Origin of the sequence: Ectothiorhodospira shaposhnikovii (assembly GCF_016584105.1) — a bacterium.
GTDB lineage: Bacteria > Pseudomonadota > Gammaproteobacteria > Ectothiorhodospirales > Ectothiorhodospiraceae > Ectothiorhodospira > Ectothiorhodospira shaposhnikovii.
Genome location: NZ_NRSM01000007.1, coordinates 78,255 through 94,228 on the forward strand (window position 1 = coordinate 78,255; position 15,974 = coordinate 94,228).

A 15,974-nucleotide genomic window follows, 5' to 3' on the forward strand; every position below is an offset into this window, starting at 1 on the left:
CATCATGTGCGTGTGTCAGTATCGCCATGGTCGGTAATAGGGGTGGAAGGGATACCAGGGATCATATAACGGGGAATGGAACATGCGCGGAGAATAATAATGGCAGCAAGGCTCACGAACGGGTTCAGGCCGGGGTGCCCAGAGGTATGTTCCCCGGGCATTGACCACGGGAAAGGCGTAACGGTACTCGCCGATGGGTCGGTGCATTACCCCGTCCAGATGCCCGGTCACGGTAAATTCCCTGCCTTGGGCATGGACCACCGGATCCAGAAAACCATTGACAATCACCACAAAGCGGCCCTGACTGTCATCGCTTTCCCGGGGACGCCCACGACGGTCCAGAGGCCTGGAGACCACTTCGACAAGGGTGTGATCCGCCTGGTTTTCCACCAAAGCAATGACACCACCCCAACGCACCTCCTGTCCGTGATAAGCCTCCGGCTGACCACGGACCATGGCCAGCTCGGGGATCGACTCGGGCACTGCGGCAATGGCCGCGGGAGGACGGGATGCGCAGCCGGCGGACATGAGAGTAGCGCCCAGCAGAGACACAACAACCACCCATTGTATGCGCATGGCAATCACCGTGTAGATGCAACACTAACCTGCCCACGGGATCATCCCGCGGACGAACTGCCATCAAGCGTCGCCGCAAAACCGTGACGGAAACACCGATCAAACCTCCAGTCGTTCCCCCAACACAGGCAGGAGTCCGAAGTTACCATGCCTTGAGCGGATTCCCGCTTGCGCGGGAATGACGGTAGTGATCCGCTCTGTATTATCCGGATTTTGACTGGATTCCTGCTTGCGCAGGGATGAGTCATACATAACATTGTTGGACCTTCCAAGGTGCCAAAGATTCCCGAGAATGTCCCACGCCCCCCAACCCATCAATGCCGTTCTGCCCCGGGTCATACAGGCCCTTGCCGAACAAGGTTCCGCCGTGCTGCAGGCCCCGCCGGGGGCCGGCAAGACCACCCGGGTGCCCCTGGCCGCACTGGACGCCCCCTGGTGCACCGGCACCATCCTGATGCTGCAGCCACGACGGCTGGCCACCCGGGGCGCGGCCCGGTTCATGGCCGAATTGCGCGGGGAAGCGGTGGGTGAAACCATCGGCTATCAGACCCGGCTGGAACGCCACATCGGCCCCCGTACCCGGGTGCAGGTGATCACCGAAGGCATCCTTACCCGCCGCCTGCACCAGGACCCCGCTCTGGAGGGGGTGAGCCTGGTGATCTTCGATGAATTCCATGAACGCAACCTGCAATCCGACCTGGGACTGGCCCTGTGCCTGCAGTCCCGCGGACTGTTGCGGGAGGACCTGCGGATACTGGTGATGTCCGCCACCCTGGACATGGATCCAGTGGCCCGGCTCATGGGCGACGTTCCGGTGATCCACAGCGAAGGACGCCGGTTCCCGGTGGACATCCGCCATCTGGAGCCGTCGCGACGGGGCCATGCCGACCTGGAGGCCCTGATGACAGCAAGCCTGAGGCGGGTGCTGACGGAGGAAACCGGCAGCGTGTTGGCCTTCCTGCCCGGACAACGGGAGATCGAGCGGGTGGCCAGGGCCCTGGGCGGCACCGACCTGCCCGGGGACGTGAGCATCCACCCCCTCTACGGCAACCTGCCCCCGGAAGCCCAGCAGGCGGCCATCGCCCCCTGCCCCGCCGGACGACGCAAGGTGGTGCTCACCACCGACATCGCCGAGACCAGCCTGACCATTGATGGCGTGAGAGTGGTGGTGGACAGCGGCCTGGCCCGGCGTTCCTGCTTCGACCCCGCCTCCGGTCTGACCCGGCTGGAGACAGTTCGCATCAGCCGGGCCTCGGCCATCCAGCGCAGCGGCAGGGCGGGCCGCCTGGAACCAGGCGTGTCCCTGCGCCTTTGGACTACCGGCGATGAAGCGGCCATGCCGGAACACAGTCCGGCGGAGATCCTGGAAGCAGACCTGGCCCCCCTGGCTCTGGAACTGGCTCGCTGGGGTGCCGATGCCGGAGAACTGGCCTGGCTGGACCCGCCGCCGCCAGCGGCACTGGCCCAGGGCCGTGATCTGCTACGGCGACTGGGGGTGCTGGACGATGATGGACGCCTCACCGCCCATGGCGAGGCCATCGCCGCCCTGGGAACCCATCCCAGGCTCGCCCACCTGATGCTCAGTGGTCGCCGTATGGGACTGGAGACCCTGGCCTGCCAGTTGGCGGCCCTGCTGGAGGAACGGGACATTCTTGGCGGCCTGGACGGCCCCGCCGAGGCGGACGTGCATCTGCGACTGGAAGCCCTGGAGGGTCGCGGTGTGCCCGGTCACCGGGTACACCGGGGTGGCCGGGATCGGGTACTGCAGCAGGCCCGGCGCTTTGCCGCCGCCCTGGCTCGCTGCCCCTCCCCGCCGTCCGTCGGGGTGACCCCGCCACGGGAACCCGCAGGACTGCTGCTGGCCCTGGCCTATCCGGACCGGATCGGACAGCGTCGCCCCGGCGGCGAGGCCCGCTACCGGCTCTCCGGGGGCCGCGGAGCCGCCTTCAGTCGCCACGAATCCCTCTCCGGCCAGGAATGGATCGTGGTCCCCAACCTGGACGGGGCCGGACGGGAGGCGCGGATCTTTTTGGCCGCACGGCTGGATCGGCAGGACCTGGAGGTCCATCTGGCCCGGCTCATGGAACGACGGGAACAGGTGGTCTGGGACGACCGGGCCGGGGTCGTCAACGCACGGCAGGACATCGTCCTGGGGGCACTGATCCTGGAAACCCGTCCGCTGTCATCGCCGGACCCGGAGCAGATTCGCGCCGCCCTGCTGGAGGGCATCCGGGACACGGGGCTGGCCTGCCTGCCCTGGAACCGGGAGTCCGAGGTGCTGCGGGAACGGGTAAGTTTTCTGCACCGAACCCTGGGAGCCCCCTGGCCGGACCTGTCGGACGCAACCCTGCTGCAAGGCCTGGAACATTGGCTGGCTCCCTGGCTGGAGGGCATGAGCCGACTGAGTCACCTGGAACGCCTGGACCTGACGGCCATCCTGCGCGGCTGCCTGGACTGGCCGCTACCCCAGGAGCTGGACCGGCTGGCCCCCACCCATCTGGTCCTGCCGGGGGGGCAGCGGGTCAGGCTGGATTATGGCCAGGGGGAGGTGCCGGTACTGGCCGCCCGTCTGCAATGGCTGTTTGGAATGCGGGAAACCCCCTGTGTCGCCGGGGGCCGTGTCCCCCTGCTGGTGCATGTCCTGTCGCCGGCCCAGCGACCGGTCCAGATCACCAGCGACTTGGCCGGTTTCTGGACACGGACCTATCCGGAAGTGAAGAAAGACCTGAAGGGACGCTACCCCAAGCACGCCTGGCCGGACGATCCGCTGGCAGAGACCTCCGCCCGGCGCTGAAACTCCGTCAGGGGTGATGCAGGACCAGTGCCTCCACCTCCACCACCTGCTGCTGGGCCCGTTCGATGAGAGGGCGCACCACACCAGGGTCAAGGCCGACCCGCTCCCAGGCCAGAGGAGAGATCGGCGGGGCATCGCCGGGGTCCTGGGTATCCAGCTCGGCCATATGGGCCACACTGTTGGCAATGTGGACCAGGGCCACTTCCACGGGATAATCCGTGGGACTCATGGGTTCGTGGTGATACTGAATGCAGTCCTGGAGCTTTTGCGGCAGGTTGAGACGGGCCGCCAGCGCCCCACCCACCTGGGCGTGATTATGACCGAGAATTTTTCGCTCGGCTTCGTGGGGCGGCAGGGTGCTCACATTCTGCAGGCTCAGCAGGAAGGCCTTGTGAGCCGCGTCCGGCTCCCGGTTGAAGATCAGTAGCCGACCGATATCATGGAGCAACCCGGCAATGAACATGGACTCGCTGTGGCGCAGACTCAGGTCATCGGCCAGCGTCCGGGCAATAAGACCGCAATACACACTGTGCCGCCAGAAGGCCTCCATGGACATGAGCGGATTGGGAATGCGATCAAAAGCCCGGCCCACGGTGGTGGCCAGCACCAGATCACGAATCTGCGAGGTACCGATCACGGTAACGGCACGGGAGATGGTTTCCACCCGATGGGACAGGCCGTAAAAGGGGCTGTTGGCCAGTTGCAGCAGGCGAATGGTCAGCGCCGGGTCCTGACTGATCAGGCGACCGATATCCGCCGCGGTACTTTCCGGATCATTGACCATGGCATTCAGGCGCACCGCCACTGCCGGCAACGAAACCAGCCCCGTGGATTCTTCCACCAGTTGTTCAATACTGAGCGACATGATCACCCCCGAAGTGACTGCTTGCCTATCATACACCCAGAAGCCCGGGTGGCCACGGCATCGCTGGCTACCCCAGCACGGTTCCCAACCAGAAAGCCAAACCAATGGTCAATACCACCCCAGTCACGCCAATCAGCCAGAGCCGCCTGCGGCGCACTCGACTACGCTCCAACTCCCAGCGCACCACCGACTCGGATCCCTTGTGTTGTCTCTCGCTCCTGGGCGCATCTTCCTCGGGCTTCGGCGACGCCCCCCCCATGACGGGGATTTCCGGTACCACCGGCTCCGGTTCATTGGATTCTTCCCGAAGGGAGGCCTCGGCAGACTGCTCCAGCAACTGGGAAAGCCGCTTTTCCAGTTGCTGGCAGTGATCCTCAAGCTGATTTTCGCGCTCTCGGGCAGCGGCACGGAGACGGTTGACTTCCGCTCTCGCTGAATTCGCTTCATCCCGGGCCTTGGCAAGGGCGGACTCAGCCTCCTCCAGGCGCCCGCTGACACCAAGCAGTTCATCCTCGGCCTGCAATCTTGCCAGCTCCGCCGCCTTGATACGGGCGTCCATATTGGCCGCATCACGGTCCGAGGCACGGGCCTGAAGCTCCGTACAGGTACGTTCCGCCGATGCTGCGCGCTCCCGGGTCTGATTCAGTTCCGTCAGGGCCTGCTCCAGATCCCGGTTCAATCCATGGATGCGGGCATCCAGTTCGTTGTTGCGCGCCTGCTCCTTTTCCAGCTGGGATGACAGCCTGCTTTCCGTGGCACGGACCGTTTTCAACGTCTGCTCCAGCTGCTTGAGGCGTACCTGCACCTCCCGCTCATCCGAAGTCTGCTGTCGAAGCATCAACTCGGTACGGAGCTGCTTGAGATCCTTTTCAAGTTGATCACGATCTATTTCAAGCTGTTCACGGTCCTTGAGAGCGCTCGCAGTCTGGGCAAGGGCCTGAGCAAGCTGTTCACGCAAGGCATTCAATTCATCCCTTGCGCCGGGGGCATGGGCCGTGGAAGATACAGCGGCCAGCCGTGCCTTCAGCAATTGATCCGTGATCCTGAGAACCTCTTCCCCCCGAAACGGCTTTTTCAACAGCTCATTTGCCCCGCACTCCCTGATCCGTTGCAGGGTTCCCACATCATCCTCATTACCGGTGACCACGACCACCGGAAGACCACTGACGCGGGCGATCTGACTCTCGCGAATCCGCTTGAGCAATCCGTAACCGTCAAGCCTGGGCATGGACAGGTCAGTGAATACACAGGCGACGGCAGGCTCGCTCTCCAGCAACACCCAGGCAGCTTCCCCATCTTCGGCCTCGACCACCGGGTAACGGTTGCCGAGAATCTTGTTCAATGCCTGCCGCATGACTCTGGAGTCATCCACCACCAGAATCATGGGCGCATTAGCTAAAGAACTCATTGATTCTTTCTCCTGCCCTGGCATGGCCATCGGTCGTGTATTCATGCTTCAGTTTAGCGCCTGAGGCTTCAGGATACCTTGCCAACTGGTCAGAACACGACATCCTTCCGTCGGTCCCTTGATCCCTCGGGCCACTCAAGCCATCATCCAGACAGCCATCACCTCCCAAGGGAAGCGCGACATGACGGAAACAATCGTGATCACGGGTGCCAACCGGGGCATCGGCCTGATGTTCGTACAGCAGTATGCGGAGGCGGGTGCCCGGGTGCTGGCCGCCTGCCGCCACCCGGAGCAGGCCCGGGAGCTGAGCCGGTTAGCCGCCAAGACCCGGGGCCGGGTCAGCGTACACCCCATGGATGTCACCAATCCCGTGCAGGTCCGGGCGCTGACGGGCACCCTGACGGAGACGCCGGTGGACATCCTGATCAACAATGCCGGCAGCTATGGTCCCGCAAGTGCCTTCGGCAACACGGACGTGGAAGGCTGGCTGGAGACCTTCCGGATCAATACCGTGGCGCCGCTGAAGATCATGGAGGCCCTGGTGGAGCCAGTGGCGTCCAGCCGGCGGCGCCTGATGGTGAACATCTCCAGCAAGATGGGCAGCATGGCGGACAACGGTTCCGGCGGCGCCTACATCTACCGCTCCACCAAGGCGGCCCTGAACGCGATCACCGTCAGTGCGGCGCGCGACCTCAAGGCACGGGGCATCACGGTGGCGGCCCTGCATCCCGGCTGGGTACAGACGGACATGGGCGGGCCCAATGCGGAAATCACCACGGAGCAGAGCGTGACCGCCATGCGTCAGACCATCAGCCATCTCACCCTGGCGGACAGCGGCCGTTTCATCGACATCGACGGCAGCGACATCCCTTGGTGATCCGGTGCTGAGTCTGCTGCGCAACGTGCTGTTCCTGGCGGCCCTGAGCCTGGTGATGCTGGTGGCCCTGTTTCTGGGCGCCCGCAGTTGCGGACTGACGCCGGAACAGGCCGAGGAAGCCCGCCTGCTGGTGGAGATGAACATCGAGGACGGCGAGGCCTATCGCAGCCGCAACGGCCGGCGGGACGGCGTGGTGACCCTGTCCAGCGGCCTGCAGGTGGAGATGCTGGCCCGGGGTGACGGACCCGTGCCGACCCTGGAAGACCAGGTAGTGGTGCATTACCGGGGCCTGCACCTGGACGGACGGGTGTTCGACAGCTCCCATCGCCGGGCGGTGCCGTCGGTGGTGGCGGTGCGGGATACGATCCCGGGCTGGCGGGAGGCCCTGGTGAACATGCCCGCGGGCAGCCGGGCCCGGCTGGTGGTTCCCCACTGGCTGGCCTATGGCGAGGGACGGGCCGGGGCCGTCATCGGGCCGGGAGAGACCCTGATCTTCGAACTGGAACTGCTGGAGGTGCTGGTCCCCGGCGAACCGGAAGATCCGCCGACGGATCCCATGCAGCAGACGGTTCCGGGGATCGGCTGAGCCGCCCCGTCGTCCTCAGCGTTTCCAGCGCACCTCGTACAGATCCAGCCGCCGGTCCACCAGGTTGCGCACGGCCCCGTGGGTGCGCAGTTCCTTGAGATTGTCCAGATCCAGGTCGGCGATCAGGGTCATCTCGGTGTTGGGGGTGGCCTCGGCGGCCACCGCGTCATGGGGGAAGGCGAAGTCCGACGGGGTGAACACCGCCGCCTGGGAATACTGCATGTCCATGTTCTCCACCTTCGGCAGGTTGCCCACGCTGCCGGAGATGACCACATAGCACTCGTTCTCGATGGCCCGGGCCTGGGCGCAGCGACGCACCCGCAGGTAGGCGTTCTTGGTGTCGGTCCAGAACGGCACGAACAGGATCTGCAGGCCCTGGTCCGCCAGCAGGCGGGGCAGTTCGGGAAACTCCACGTCGTAGCAGATCAGGATGCCGATCTTGCCGAAGTCGGTCTCGAAGATGCGAACCTTGTCGCCGCCCTTCAGGCCCCAGTAGGATCGCTCGTCCGGGGTGATGTGCAGCTTGTACTGCTTGTCCCAGCTGCCGTCCCGGCGGCACAGGTAGGAGACGTTGCGCAGTTCCCGGCCATCGTACTCGGGCATGCTGCCGGCGATGATGTTGATGTTGTAGGCCAGGGCCAGGTTGACCATCTCCTGGCGCAGGGTGTCGGTGTAGTCGGCCAGATGACGCACCGCCTCGGCGGTGTTGTCCTGGTTGAACTGGCCCATCAGCGGACCATTGAAGAATTCCGGAAACAGCACCACGTCGGCCTGATAGCCGGACACCGCGTCGACGAAATATTCCACCTGCTGCAGCAGTTCGTCGAGGGATTTCAGCGGCCGCATCTGCCATTGCACCGCCCCCACCCGCACCACCTGCTTGGTGGCGCCGATCAGGGTTTCCTTCTCCTCGTAGTAGATGTTGATCCACTCCAGCAGGGTGGCGTAGGCGTGGGATTCCTTGTCGTCGGGCAGGTAGTCGTTGATGATCCTGCGCACGTGGAAGTCGTTGGACAGCTGGAAGGTGAGCACCGGGTCGGTGACCTCATGGGACTTCACCAACTCCACATACTGCTGGGGGCTCATCTCCTCCCGGTAACGGGCATAGCCGGGGATGCGGCCGCCGGCGACGATGGCCCGCAGATTGAGCTTTTCGCACAGTTCCTTGCGGGCGTCGTAGAGACGGCGCCCCAGGCGCATGCCCCGGTATTCCGGGTCCACGAACACGTCCACGCCGTAGAGGGTGTCGCCGTCCGGGTCATGGGTGGTGAGAAAGCCCTTGCCGGTGATCTCCCAGTATTTGTGACGATCGCCCCAGCGCCGGTAGTCCACGATCAGGCTGATGGCCGCCGCCACCACCCGGCCGTTGTCCTCGATGCAGATCTGGCCTTCGGGAAAGCGCTGGATCTGGGATTCGAACTGCTCCCGACTCCAGGCGCCGTCCAGGTTGGGATAGACAGCCTCCATGATGAGATGGATGTCGTCGTAATCGGCCAGACAGGTGTTGCGCAGAAGCAGGCGATGCGAGTCGTATTCCGTGTCGCGGGACTCAGGCATGGGGACTCCGATGGATAGGACGATGTGAACGGGGCTCAGTCCGGATCATAACCCAGGTTGGGTGCCAGCCAGCGCTCCGCCGCTTCCAGGGGCATGCCCTTGCGCCGGGCGTAATCCTCCACCTGATCCCGGTTGAGCTTGCCCACGGCAAAATAGCGGGACTCCGGATGGGAGAAATAGAACCCGGACACGGACGAGGCGGGAGACATGGCATAGCTGTCGGTGAGGGTCATGCCGGCATGGGTCACCGGGTCGATGAGTTCCCACAGAAGGCCCTTCTCCGTGTGCTCCGGGCAGGCGGGATAGCCGGGGGCCGGACGGATGCCCTGATACTTTTCCTTGATCAGGTCATCGTTGGACAGGGCCTCGCCGGCGGCATAGCCCCAGAACTCACGCCGCACCCGTTCGTGCAGATGCTCGGCAAAGGCCTCCGCCAGACGATCCGCCAGGGCCTTGATCATGATGGCGGAGTAATCGTCATGGGCGGCCTCGAAGCGGGCGACGTGTTCGTCGATGCCGCCGCCGGCGGTGACCGCAAAGGCCCCCAGATAGTCCCGCGGACCGCCCCCCTGGGGGGCGATGAAATCGCTCAGGCACATGTTCGGGGCCTGACGGGGCTTGCGGGTCTGCTGGCGCAGATGGTGCAGACGCATCAGCGGCTCATGGCCCGCCGCGTCCCGGTAGAGCTGGATGTCGTCGGCATCCACCCTGGCGGCGGGGAAGAAGCCCACCACCGCCCGGGCCCGGAGCCAGCCCTCGTCGATGATCCGGCGCAGCATGGGCCGGGCATCGGCAAACAGCCGGGTGGCCTCCTCGCCCACGATCTCGTCTTCCAGGATGCGGGGATAGGCGGCATGCAGATCCCAGGCGCGGAAGAACGGGGTCCAGTCGATGTAGTCCACCAGCCGGTCCAGGGGATAGTCGTCAAACCGCAGCAGGATGCTGTCGGGACCATGAAGACGCAGGATCTCCGGGGCCGGTCCGCCCACGGACGGGGCCTGTTCCGCGTCCAGGACGGCGGGGCGCGGCGGGGTGTAGCCGGACCAGTCCACCGGCGTCCGGTTGGCCCTGGCCTCCTCCAGGGTAAGCCAGTCCTGGGTCTTGCGGCGGGCGGCATGCTGTTCGCGCACGTCCGCGTATTCGGCGCGGATCTTCTCCCCATAGGGGCCGCGCAGCTCCGGGCTGACCAGACTCTGGGCCACGCCCACCGCCCGGGAGGCATCCTTCACCCAGACGGTGACCCCTTCATAGCCGGGAGCAATCTTCACCGCGGTATGGGCACGGGACGTGGTGGCGCCGCCGATCATCAGCGGGGTGCCGAAGCCTTCCCGCTGCAGCTCCGCCGCCAGATGGGCCATCTCCTCCAGGGACGGGGTAATCAGGCCGGACAGGCCGATCACGTCCACCTTGTGCTCCCGGGCCGCCTCCAGGATCTTTTGCGCGGGCACCATGACCCCCAGGTCGATGACTTCGAAGTTGTTGCACTGGAGCACCACGCCGACGATATTCTTGCCGATGTCGTGGACATCCCCCTTCACCGTGGCCATGAGGATGCGACCGTTGTTCTTCGAATCACCGCTCTTTTCCGCCTCGATGTAGGGGATCAGGTGAGCCACGGCCTTCTTCATCACCCGGGCGGACTTGACCACCTGGGGCAGGAACATTTTGCCGGCACCGAACAGATCCCCCACCACGTTCATGCCATCCATGAGGGGGCCTTCAATGACATGAATGGGCCGGTCGAAGGTCAGGCGCGCCTCTTCCGTGTCTTCCACCACAAAGGCGTCGATGCCCTTCACCAGGGCATGCTCCAGACGCTTGGCCACGGGCAGCGACCGCCAGGCCAGGTCTTCCTTGCGGGTCTCGCCGCCGGTGTCGCGGAACCGGTCGGCAATCTCCAGCAGGCGCTCGGTGGCATCGGAACGGCGGTTGAGGACCACGTCCTCCACCCGCTCACGCAGGTCCGGCTCGATCTCGTCATAGACCGCCAGCTGGCCGGCATTGACGATGCCCATGTCCATGCCCGCGCGGATGGCGTGGTAGAGGAACACGGCGTGAATCGCCTCCCGCACCGGGTTGTTGCCGCGGAAGGAGAAGGAGACGTTGGAGACGCCCCCGGAAACCAGGGCATGGGGCAGGGTCTGCTTGATGCGGCGGGTGGCCTCGATGAAGTCCACGCCGTAGTTGTTGTGCTCCTCGATGCCGGTGGCAACGGCAAAGATGTTGGGGTCGAAGATGATGTCCTCGGCAGGGAAGCCCACCACCTCGGTGAGGATTTGATAAGCCCGCCGACAGATCTCCACCTTGCGGTCCTCGGTATCCGCCTGGCCGGTCTCGTCGAAGGCCATGACCACCACCGCCGCGCCGTAGCGCCGCAGCAGGCGGGCCTGGCGAATGAAGATCTCCTCCCCTTCCTTGAGGGAGATGGAGTTGACGATGCCCTTGCCCTGGATGCACTTGAGGCCGGTCTCGATCACCTCCCACTTGGAGGAGTCGATCATCACCGGCACCCGGGAGATATCCGGTTCGGCGGCGGCCAGGCAAAGGAAACGCTTCATGGCCTCCAGTGCATCCAGCATGCCCTCGTCCATGTTCACGTCGATGACCTGGGCACCGCTTTCCACCTGCTCGGCGGCCACCTCCAGGGCGGTTTCGTAGTCACCGTCCTTGATCAGGCGCTTGAAGCGGGCACTGCCGGTGACGTTGGTGCGCTCCCCCACGTTCACGAACAGGGTGTCGGCGGTGATGTTGAAGGGCTCCAGACCCGACAGGCGACAGGCGGGGGCGATCTCCGGCACCGGACGGGGAGGATGTTTCTCCACCGCCTCGCGGATGGCACGGATGTGGTCCGGGGTGGTGCCGCAACAGCCGCCGACGATGTTCAGCAGACCGCTGCCGGCCCATTCGGAGATCTCCTCGGCCATCTGCGCCGGAGTCTCGTCATAGCCGCCGAACTCGTTGGGCAGACCCGCATTGGGGTGGGCGGAGACATGGGTGTCGGCGATGCGGGAGAGTTCTTCCACATAGGGCCGCAGTTCCTTCGGTCCCAGGGCGCAGTTGAGGCCGATGGAGAAGGGTCTTGCGTGGCGCAGGCTGTTCCAGAAGGCCTCGGTGGTCTGGCCGGTGAGGGTGCGGCCGGAGGCATCGGTGATGGTGCCGGAGATCATCACCGGCCAGCGCTCGCCCCGATCCTCGAACAGGCCTTCCACGGCAAATACGGCGGCCTTGGCGTTGAGGGTATCGAAGACGGTTTCGATCATCAGGATGTCCACCCCGCCTTCCAGCAGGGCCTCGGCGGCCTCCCGGTAGGCGGCCACCAGTTCATCGAACCAGACGTTGCGAAAGCCCGGGTCGTTGACGTCAGGGGAAATGCTGGCGGTGCGGTTGGTGGGGCCGAGGATGCCGGCCACATAGCGGGGACGGTCCGGGGTCTTGCGGGTGTATTCGTCGGCCACTTCCCGGGCCAGACGGGCGGCCTCCCGGTTGATCTCCGGCACCAGGTCTTCCATGCCGTAGTCGGCCATGGCGATGCGGGTGGCGTTGAAGGTGTTGGTTTCGAGAATGTCGGCGCCGGCCTCCAGGTAGGCGGCGTGGACCTCGCGGATGATGCCCGGCTGAGTCAGCACCAGCAGGTCGTTGTTGCCCTTGATGTCCGACGGCCAGTCAGCGAAACGCTCTCCCCGGTAATCGGCTTCCTGCAATCCATAACCCTGGATCATGGTGCCCATGCCACCATCCAGAATCATGACGCGGCGCTTGATCTCCTGGTAAAGCTGAGTGAGTCTGTCGGAATTCATGAACATCTATCCGGTTGCATCAAAGTTTTTCAGCATAACATGCCTGCTGTCGGCATTTCCCCGACCTGCCCTGAGAGATGGAAGCAGCCTCTCCCAACGGTCACCGCGGAGCGACCGTGTCCACCGATACTGACTCAGATCATGGATTGACATCCATCAACAATCTAAGCTTATTCCCATGGTTAAAGGGCGTCTGTTGGGTCTCTTGGTCCTTGACCATTTACCCGTCACGTTTGCGGGTTTCAATCCTCACACAATATCTGGCCGCCATTGGTGGCCTTTTTTTTAGCCTGGTGCTGATCTGGACAAACACACCGTGTCCCTGCATGAATCTCTGATATTTTTTGCAACCGCACCTGACAGCTGCCCATACATGAAAGGCGGCAAGATGGTCAGTCTGTTTGCCGATCCGGGTGGGCCGATGAATGCCGCCGTCTACGGCGAATTGCTCCATCACGGCTTTAGACGTAGCGGAAATCACGTGTACCGTCATCAATGCCCGCAATGCCGGGCCTGCATTCCCTATCGCATACCCGTGTCCCGATTCAAACCGGACCGAAGCCAGCGGCGTACAGCCACACTGAACCGGGACCTTGCCGTACGAATCCGGGAGGCCAGTTATGACCCGGAACACTTTGCGCTTTACGCGACTTACGTGAATCACCGGCACAAAGGCGGAGGAATGGATAATCCGACGGAGGAAAGCTACCGGGGATTCGTGACCAGCCAGTGGTGCTGTACCTGGCTGGTGGAGTTCAGGGACGGGGACAGGCTATTGGGCGTCGCCGTTATCGACCGCGTGCCCGATGCGCTGTCGGCGGTCTATACCTTCTTCGACCCTGAGTTTCACCATCGCGGCCTGGGCACCCTGGCGGTGCTGTGGCAGATTCAGCGGGCCCGGGAGGAAGGATTATCCTTTGTTTATCTGGGCTACTGGAATGCCAGGAGCCCCAAGATGGCATACAAGCACCGGTTCCAGCCCGGCGAGGGGCTGGTGAACGGCATCTGGCGATCCGTGGGCCAGGTCGTGTCGCGTTAAATCACGCGCCACGACTTTCCGGCCGCCCCATCAGGGGTTGAGGATGGCCAGGGCTTCGGCATGGAGTTCGGGGGTCGCGGCCGCCAGGACAGAGGTGGTTTCCAGGCTGACCGGGCCACCCTGAAGATCCGTAAAGATCCCGCCCGCCTCGCGCACGATCACCGTTAACGCCGCGATATCCAGGATATTGACGTCCGATTCAACCACCAGATCTATCCGTCCGGAGGCCAGAAGGTGATAGTGGTAAAAATCCCCATAGCCCCGCGTGCGGTTCACTCTTGCCACGATCTGCGCCAGCCCTTGCCAGCCTGGGCCTCCAGCCAGGGTCTTCACATTGCCGATGGACAGGGTTGCCGCCTCCAGGCTACGGATGTCACTGACCCGGATGGCCTCCCCCGCCAGAAAAGCCCCTGCCCCCACCTCGGCATAGGCCATTTCCTCGAATTCGGGGGCATTGGACACCCCAATGACCAGTTCCCCACGGTGACGCAGGGCAATCTGGGTCGAGAAAAAGGGATAACGACGGACAAAGCTCTTGGTTCCGTCGATGGGGTCTATGAGCCAGAGATAATCGGCATCCATCCGCTCCTGACCCGTTTCTTCCCCGTAAATACCGTGCTCTGGGAAAGCGACGGTGATGATGGATTTGATGGCCTTTTCCGACTCCAGATCGGCCACCGTCACCGGGGTCATGTCCTGCTTGATCTCCACGGCCACATCCTGGCGATAGTAGCGCTGGATCACGTCCTGGGCACTCAGGGCGGCGTCGATGGCGGTCTTCAGGAATGGGGTCATGGCATCTCCCGGCAGGCATGTAAAAGGGGGAAGATTAACATGCGCCGATGGAGATGAGGGCAATCATCACAGACCGGGACGATTGACGAACTCCAGCATCATCCCCCGATCATCCTGCCTCAGACGCGTGATCCCCGCATAGGGGACCCTGATGCGATACATGGCCTCGGTAGGGACATCCAGCACATGACAGATGGCGGCCCGAATGACGCCGGCATGGGTCACGACAAGCAGATGCTCCCCAGCATGGCTCCGGCTCAGCTCAAGGAGCGCGGCATCGACCCGCGAACGGAACGCCTCAAGGGGCTCCGCACCCAGGGGCCTGGCATTCATGGGATCGCGAAAAAAGGCAAAAAACTCATCCGGGCTGTTCTGTCGAATATCTGCCGGTGTGCGGCCTTCCCAACTGCCAAAACCCACTTCGCGCAGATCCGTCACCTGGGTAAGAGGCAGATTCAGGGACAGAGACAGGGACTCTGCAAACGCCAGACAGCGGCGCATGGGAGAACTCACCACCTGATCCCAGGGCCCTGAGGTCAGTCCGCGACCTCCCACGGCCTGCCACATCTGCTCCAACCCGCACGCACTGAGCGGGTCATCCACGCCACTGCCCCGATAGCGTTCACCGCCCGCGGGCTCGCCATGGCGTAACAAGTCAATACAGATCATTGTGACAACACCCTGCCCTGCCGGGCCACTTGCATGGCCCGGCAGGGGTTTCAATGGCGGAAATCAGCCGGAAACACCCACGATGGTCAGCAGCGCCAGGATGGCCACAAAGGCGATCACGCTACGGAATACCAGGCTGGAAGCGCGCTCCACGGCGGAACGGGCCTGCAGGGGCTCCTTGAGTTCTTCCTCGCTGAGCTGGATGGCCTCGCAACCGGCGTCCCGCAACAGGGCCTCGTTCTCGTCGGCCATATTCCCCCAACTGCCCAGGATACCGGCGCGCAGAACCGGGAAGGCCCGGTCGAAACTGCCGGTGAGGGCGTAGAACAGGGCCACCAGGCGGGCGGGAATCCAGTCCAGCAATCCCTGGAGCTGGGTGGCGGCCTGCTGAAATCCATCCGGCTCTGTCCCCTTGGGGGCACGCATCAGGTTGGCCAGGCGATACAGCAAGGCGCCCACGGGTCCCAGCACCACGAACCAGAACAGGACGGCAAAGAGGCTGCTGTTGCTGCCGGTGAGCATTTTCTGCAGAACGGCACGGGCACGTTCGGCGGCATCATCCGGGACCTGATCCCCCAGCAGGTTGCGGGCGTGTTTCATCTCCCGCTCTTCGTCCTTCATGGCGCCGGCCTCCAGGAAGGCGTCCACTTCCTTGCCCAGATTGCGGGGCCCGATACTGAACAACAATACGGCCAGGGCGATGAGCACACCGACCAGGCCGCCCAGGATCCCGCCAATGAACTGCAGAAGAATGACCAGCACCACCAGCGGGATGGCCACGGAGATGACCAGAGTGGGAGTGCCGCCAAGACCGAAGCCCTCGCAGCGTTCCCGCACCAGGGCGGTATATCGATCCAGCCAGCTAAAGTTTCTAAGGTTTTCGACAGCACTGGTGAAGCGTTCTACAAACAGCGTGACAAGTATGATGAACAGTGACATGACGGGTTTCCCGGGTTTGAAAAGGTGAATAAAGTTTCGTTGCTCAAAATCGTATGTGCAAGTTCCGGCGAT

At 63.7% G+C, this 15,974-nt stretch carries 12 protein-coding genes; 4 read left to right on the forward strand and 8 right to left on the reverse strand.

The genetic code is table 11. From position 1 onward, the window contains the following. Positions 1–15 precede the first annotated feature (15 nt). Positions 16–576 carry a Slp family lipoprotein gene (locus CKO35_RS05710; protein ID WP_200173511.1) on the reverse strand — a complete coding sequence of 187 codons (561 nt, stop codon included), beginning with the start codon at positions 574–576 and terminating at the stop codon, positions 16–18. A 292-nt stretch (positions 577–868) separates the two neighbouring features. On the opposite strand from CKO35_RS05710, the gene hrpB reads away from it, so the two are divergent. Continuing rightward, positions 869–3,370: an ATP-dependent helicase HrpB gene (gene hrpB, locus CKO35_RS05715; RefSeq protein ID WP_200173513.1), complete on the forward strand. Its 2,502-nt coding sequence runs from the start codon at positions 869–871 to the stop codon at positions 3,368–3,370. A gap of 7 nt (positions 3,371–3,377) precedes the next feature. On the opposite strand, the gene CKO35_RS05720 is transcribed toward hrpB, so the two are convergent. Beyond that, positions 3,378–4,235, reverse strand: coding sequence for an HDOD domain-containing protein (locus CKO35_RS05720; RefSeq protein ID WP_200173514.1), 858 nt, complete (start codon positions 4,233–4,235; stop codon positions 3,378–3,380). Positions 4,236–4,302: 67 nt separating this feature from the next. Further along, positions 4,303–5,643 (reverse strand): response regulator, encoded by a 1,341-nt coding sequence (locus CKO35_RS05725; RefSeq protein ID WP_200173516.1) that lies wholly within the window; start codon positions 5,641–5,643, stop codon positions 4,303–4,305. A 181-nt stretch (positions 5,644–5,824) separates the two neighbouring features. On the opposite strand from CKO35_RS05725, the gene CKO35_RS05730 reads away from it, so the two are divergent. Together CKO35_RS05730 and CKO35_RS05735 are read left to right on the forward strand one after the other, a co-directional pair. Further along, a complete protein-coding gene (locus tag CKO35_RS05730) occupies positions 5,825–6,520 on the forward strand; it encodes an SDR family oxidoreductase (protein WP_200173517.1) in 696 nt (231 codons plus the stop codon). Positions 6,521–6,524: 4 nt separating this feature from the next. Continuing rightward, the gene (locus CKO35_RS05735; RefSeq protein ID WP_200173519.1) at positions 6,525–7,106 is read left to right on the forward strand and encodes an FKBP-type peptidyl-prolyl cis-trans isomerase; all 582 of its coding nucleotides are present in this window, start codon (positions 6,525–6,527) and stop codon (positions 7,104–7,106) included. Between the two features lie 15 nt (positions 7,107–7,121). On the opposite strand, the gene CKO35_RS05740 is transcribed toward CKO35_RS05735, so the two are convergent. Together CKO35_RS05740 and metH are read right to left on the reverse strand one after the other, a co-directional pair. After that, on the reverse strand, positions 7,122–8,663 hold the full coding sequence (locus tag CKO35_RS05740; RefSeq protein ID WP_200173521.1) for a bifunctional GNAT family N-acetyltransferase/carbon-nitrogen hydrolase family protein: 1,542 nt from the start codon (positions 8,661–8,663) through the stop codon (positions 7,122–7,124). 35 nt (positions 8,664–8,698) lie between these two features. Further along, positions 8,699–12,460 carry a methionine synthase gene (gene metH, locus CKO35_RS05745; RefSeq protein WP_200173523.1) on the reverse strand — a complete coding sequence of 1,254 codons (3,762 nt, stop codon included), beginning with the start codon at positions 12,458–12,460 and terminating at the stop codon, positions 8,699–8,701. Positions 12,461–12,776: 316 nt separating this feature from the next. Between metH and CKO35_RS05750 the strand changes: the two genes are divergently transcribed. Continuing rightward, positions 12,777–13,499 carry an arginyltransferase gene (locus CKO35_RS05750; RefSeq protein WP_420870740.1) on the forward strand — a complete coding sequence of 241 codons (723 nt, stop codon included), beginning with the start codon at positions 12,777–12,779 and terminating at the stop codon, positions 13,497–13,499. 30 nt (positions 13,500–13,529) lie between these two features. On the opposite strand, the gene CKO35_RS05755 is transcribed toward CKO35_RS05750, so the two are convergent. From CKO35_RS05755 to ampE, 3 genes are all read right to left on the reverse strand, one after another. Continuing rightward, entirely contained in the window at positions 13,530–14,294 is a 765-nt protein-coding gene (locus tag CKO35_RS05755) for an inositol monophosphatase family protein (protein ID WP_200173525.1), read from the reverse strand. 66 nt (positions 14,295–14,360) lie between these two features. Beyond that, entirely contained in the window at positions 14,361–14,960 is a 600-nt protein-coding gene (locus CKO35_RS05760) for a histidine phosphatase family protein (protein ID WP_200173613.1), read from the reverse strand. 66 nt (positions 14,961–15,026) lie between these two features. Next, positions 15,027–15,902, reverse strand: coding sequence for a regulatory signaling modulator protein AmpE (ampE, locus tag CKO35_RS05765; protein ID WP_200173527.1), 876 nt, complete (start codon positions 15,900–15,902; stop codon positions 15,027–15,029). Positions 15,903–15,974: the final 72 nt, after the last annotated feature.

Bases quoted from the DNA above. Each gene is read 5' to 3' on its own strand.
- CKO35_RS05710 (WP_200173511.1), bottom strand. From the start codon at position 576: ATGCGCATACAATGGGTGGTTGTTGTGTCTCTGCTGGGCGCTACTCTC.
- hrpB (WP_200173513.1), top strand. From the start codon at position 869: ATGTCCCACGCCCCCCAACCCATCAATGCCGTTCTGCCCCGGGTCATA.
- CKO35_RS05720 (WP_200173514.1), bottom strand. From the start codon at position 4,235: ATGTCGCTCAGTATTGAACAACTGGTGGAAGAATCCACGGGGCTGGTT.
- CKO35_RS05725 (WP_200173516.1), bottom strand. From the start codon at position 5,643: ATGAGTTCTTTAGCTAATGCGCCCATGATTCTGGTGGTGGATGACTCC.
- CKO35_RS05730 (WP_200173517.1), top strand. From the start codon at position 5,825: ATGACGGAAACAATCGTGATCACGGGTGCCAACCGGGGCATCGGCCTG.
- CKO35_RS05740 (WP_200173521.1), bottom strand. From the start codon at position 8,663: ATGCCTGAGTCCCGCGACACGGAATACGACTCGCATCGCCTGCTTCTG.
- metH (WP_200173523.1), bottom strand. From the start codon at position 12,460: ATGAATTCCGACAGACTCACTCAGCTTTACCAGGAGATCAAGCGCCGC.
- CKO35_RS05755 (WP_200173525.1), bottom strand. From the start codon at position 14,294: ATGACCCCATTCCTGAAGACCGCCATCGACGCCGCCCTGAGTGCCCAG.
- ampE (WP_200173527.1), bottom strand. From the start codon at position 15,902: ATGTCACTGTTCATCATACTTGTCACGCTGTTTGTAGAACGCTTCACC.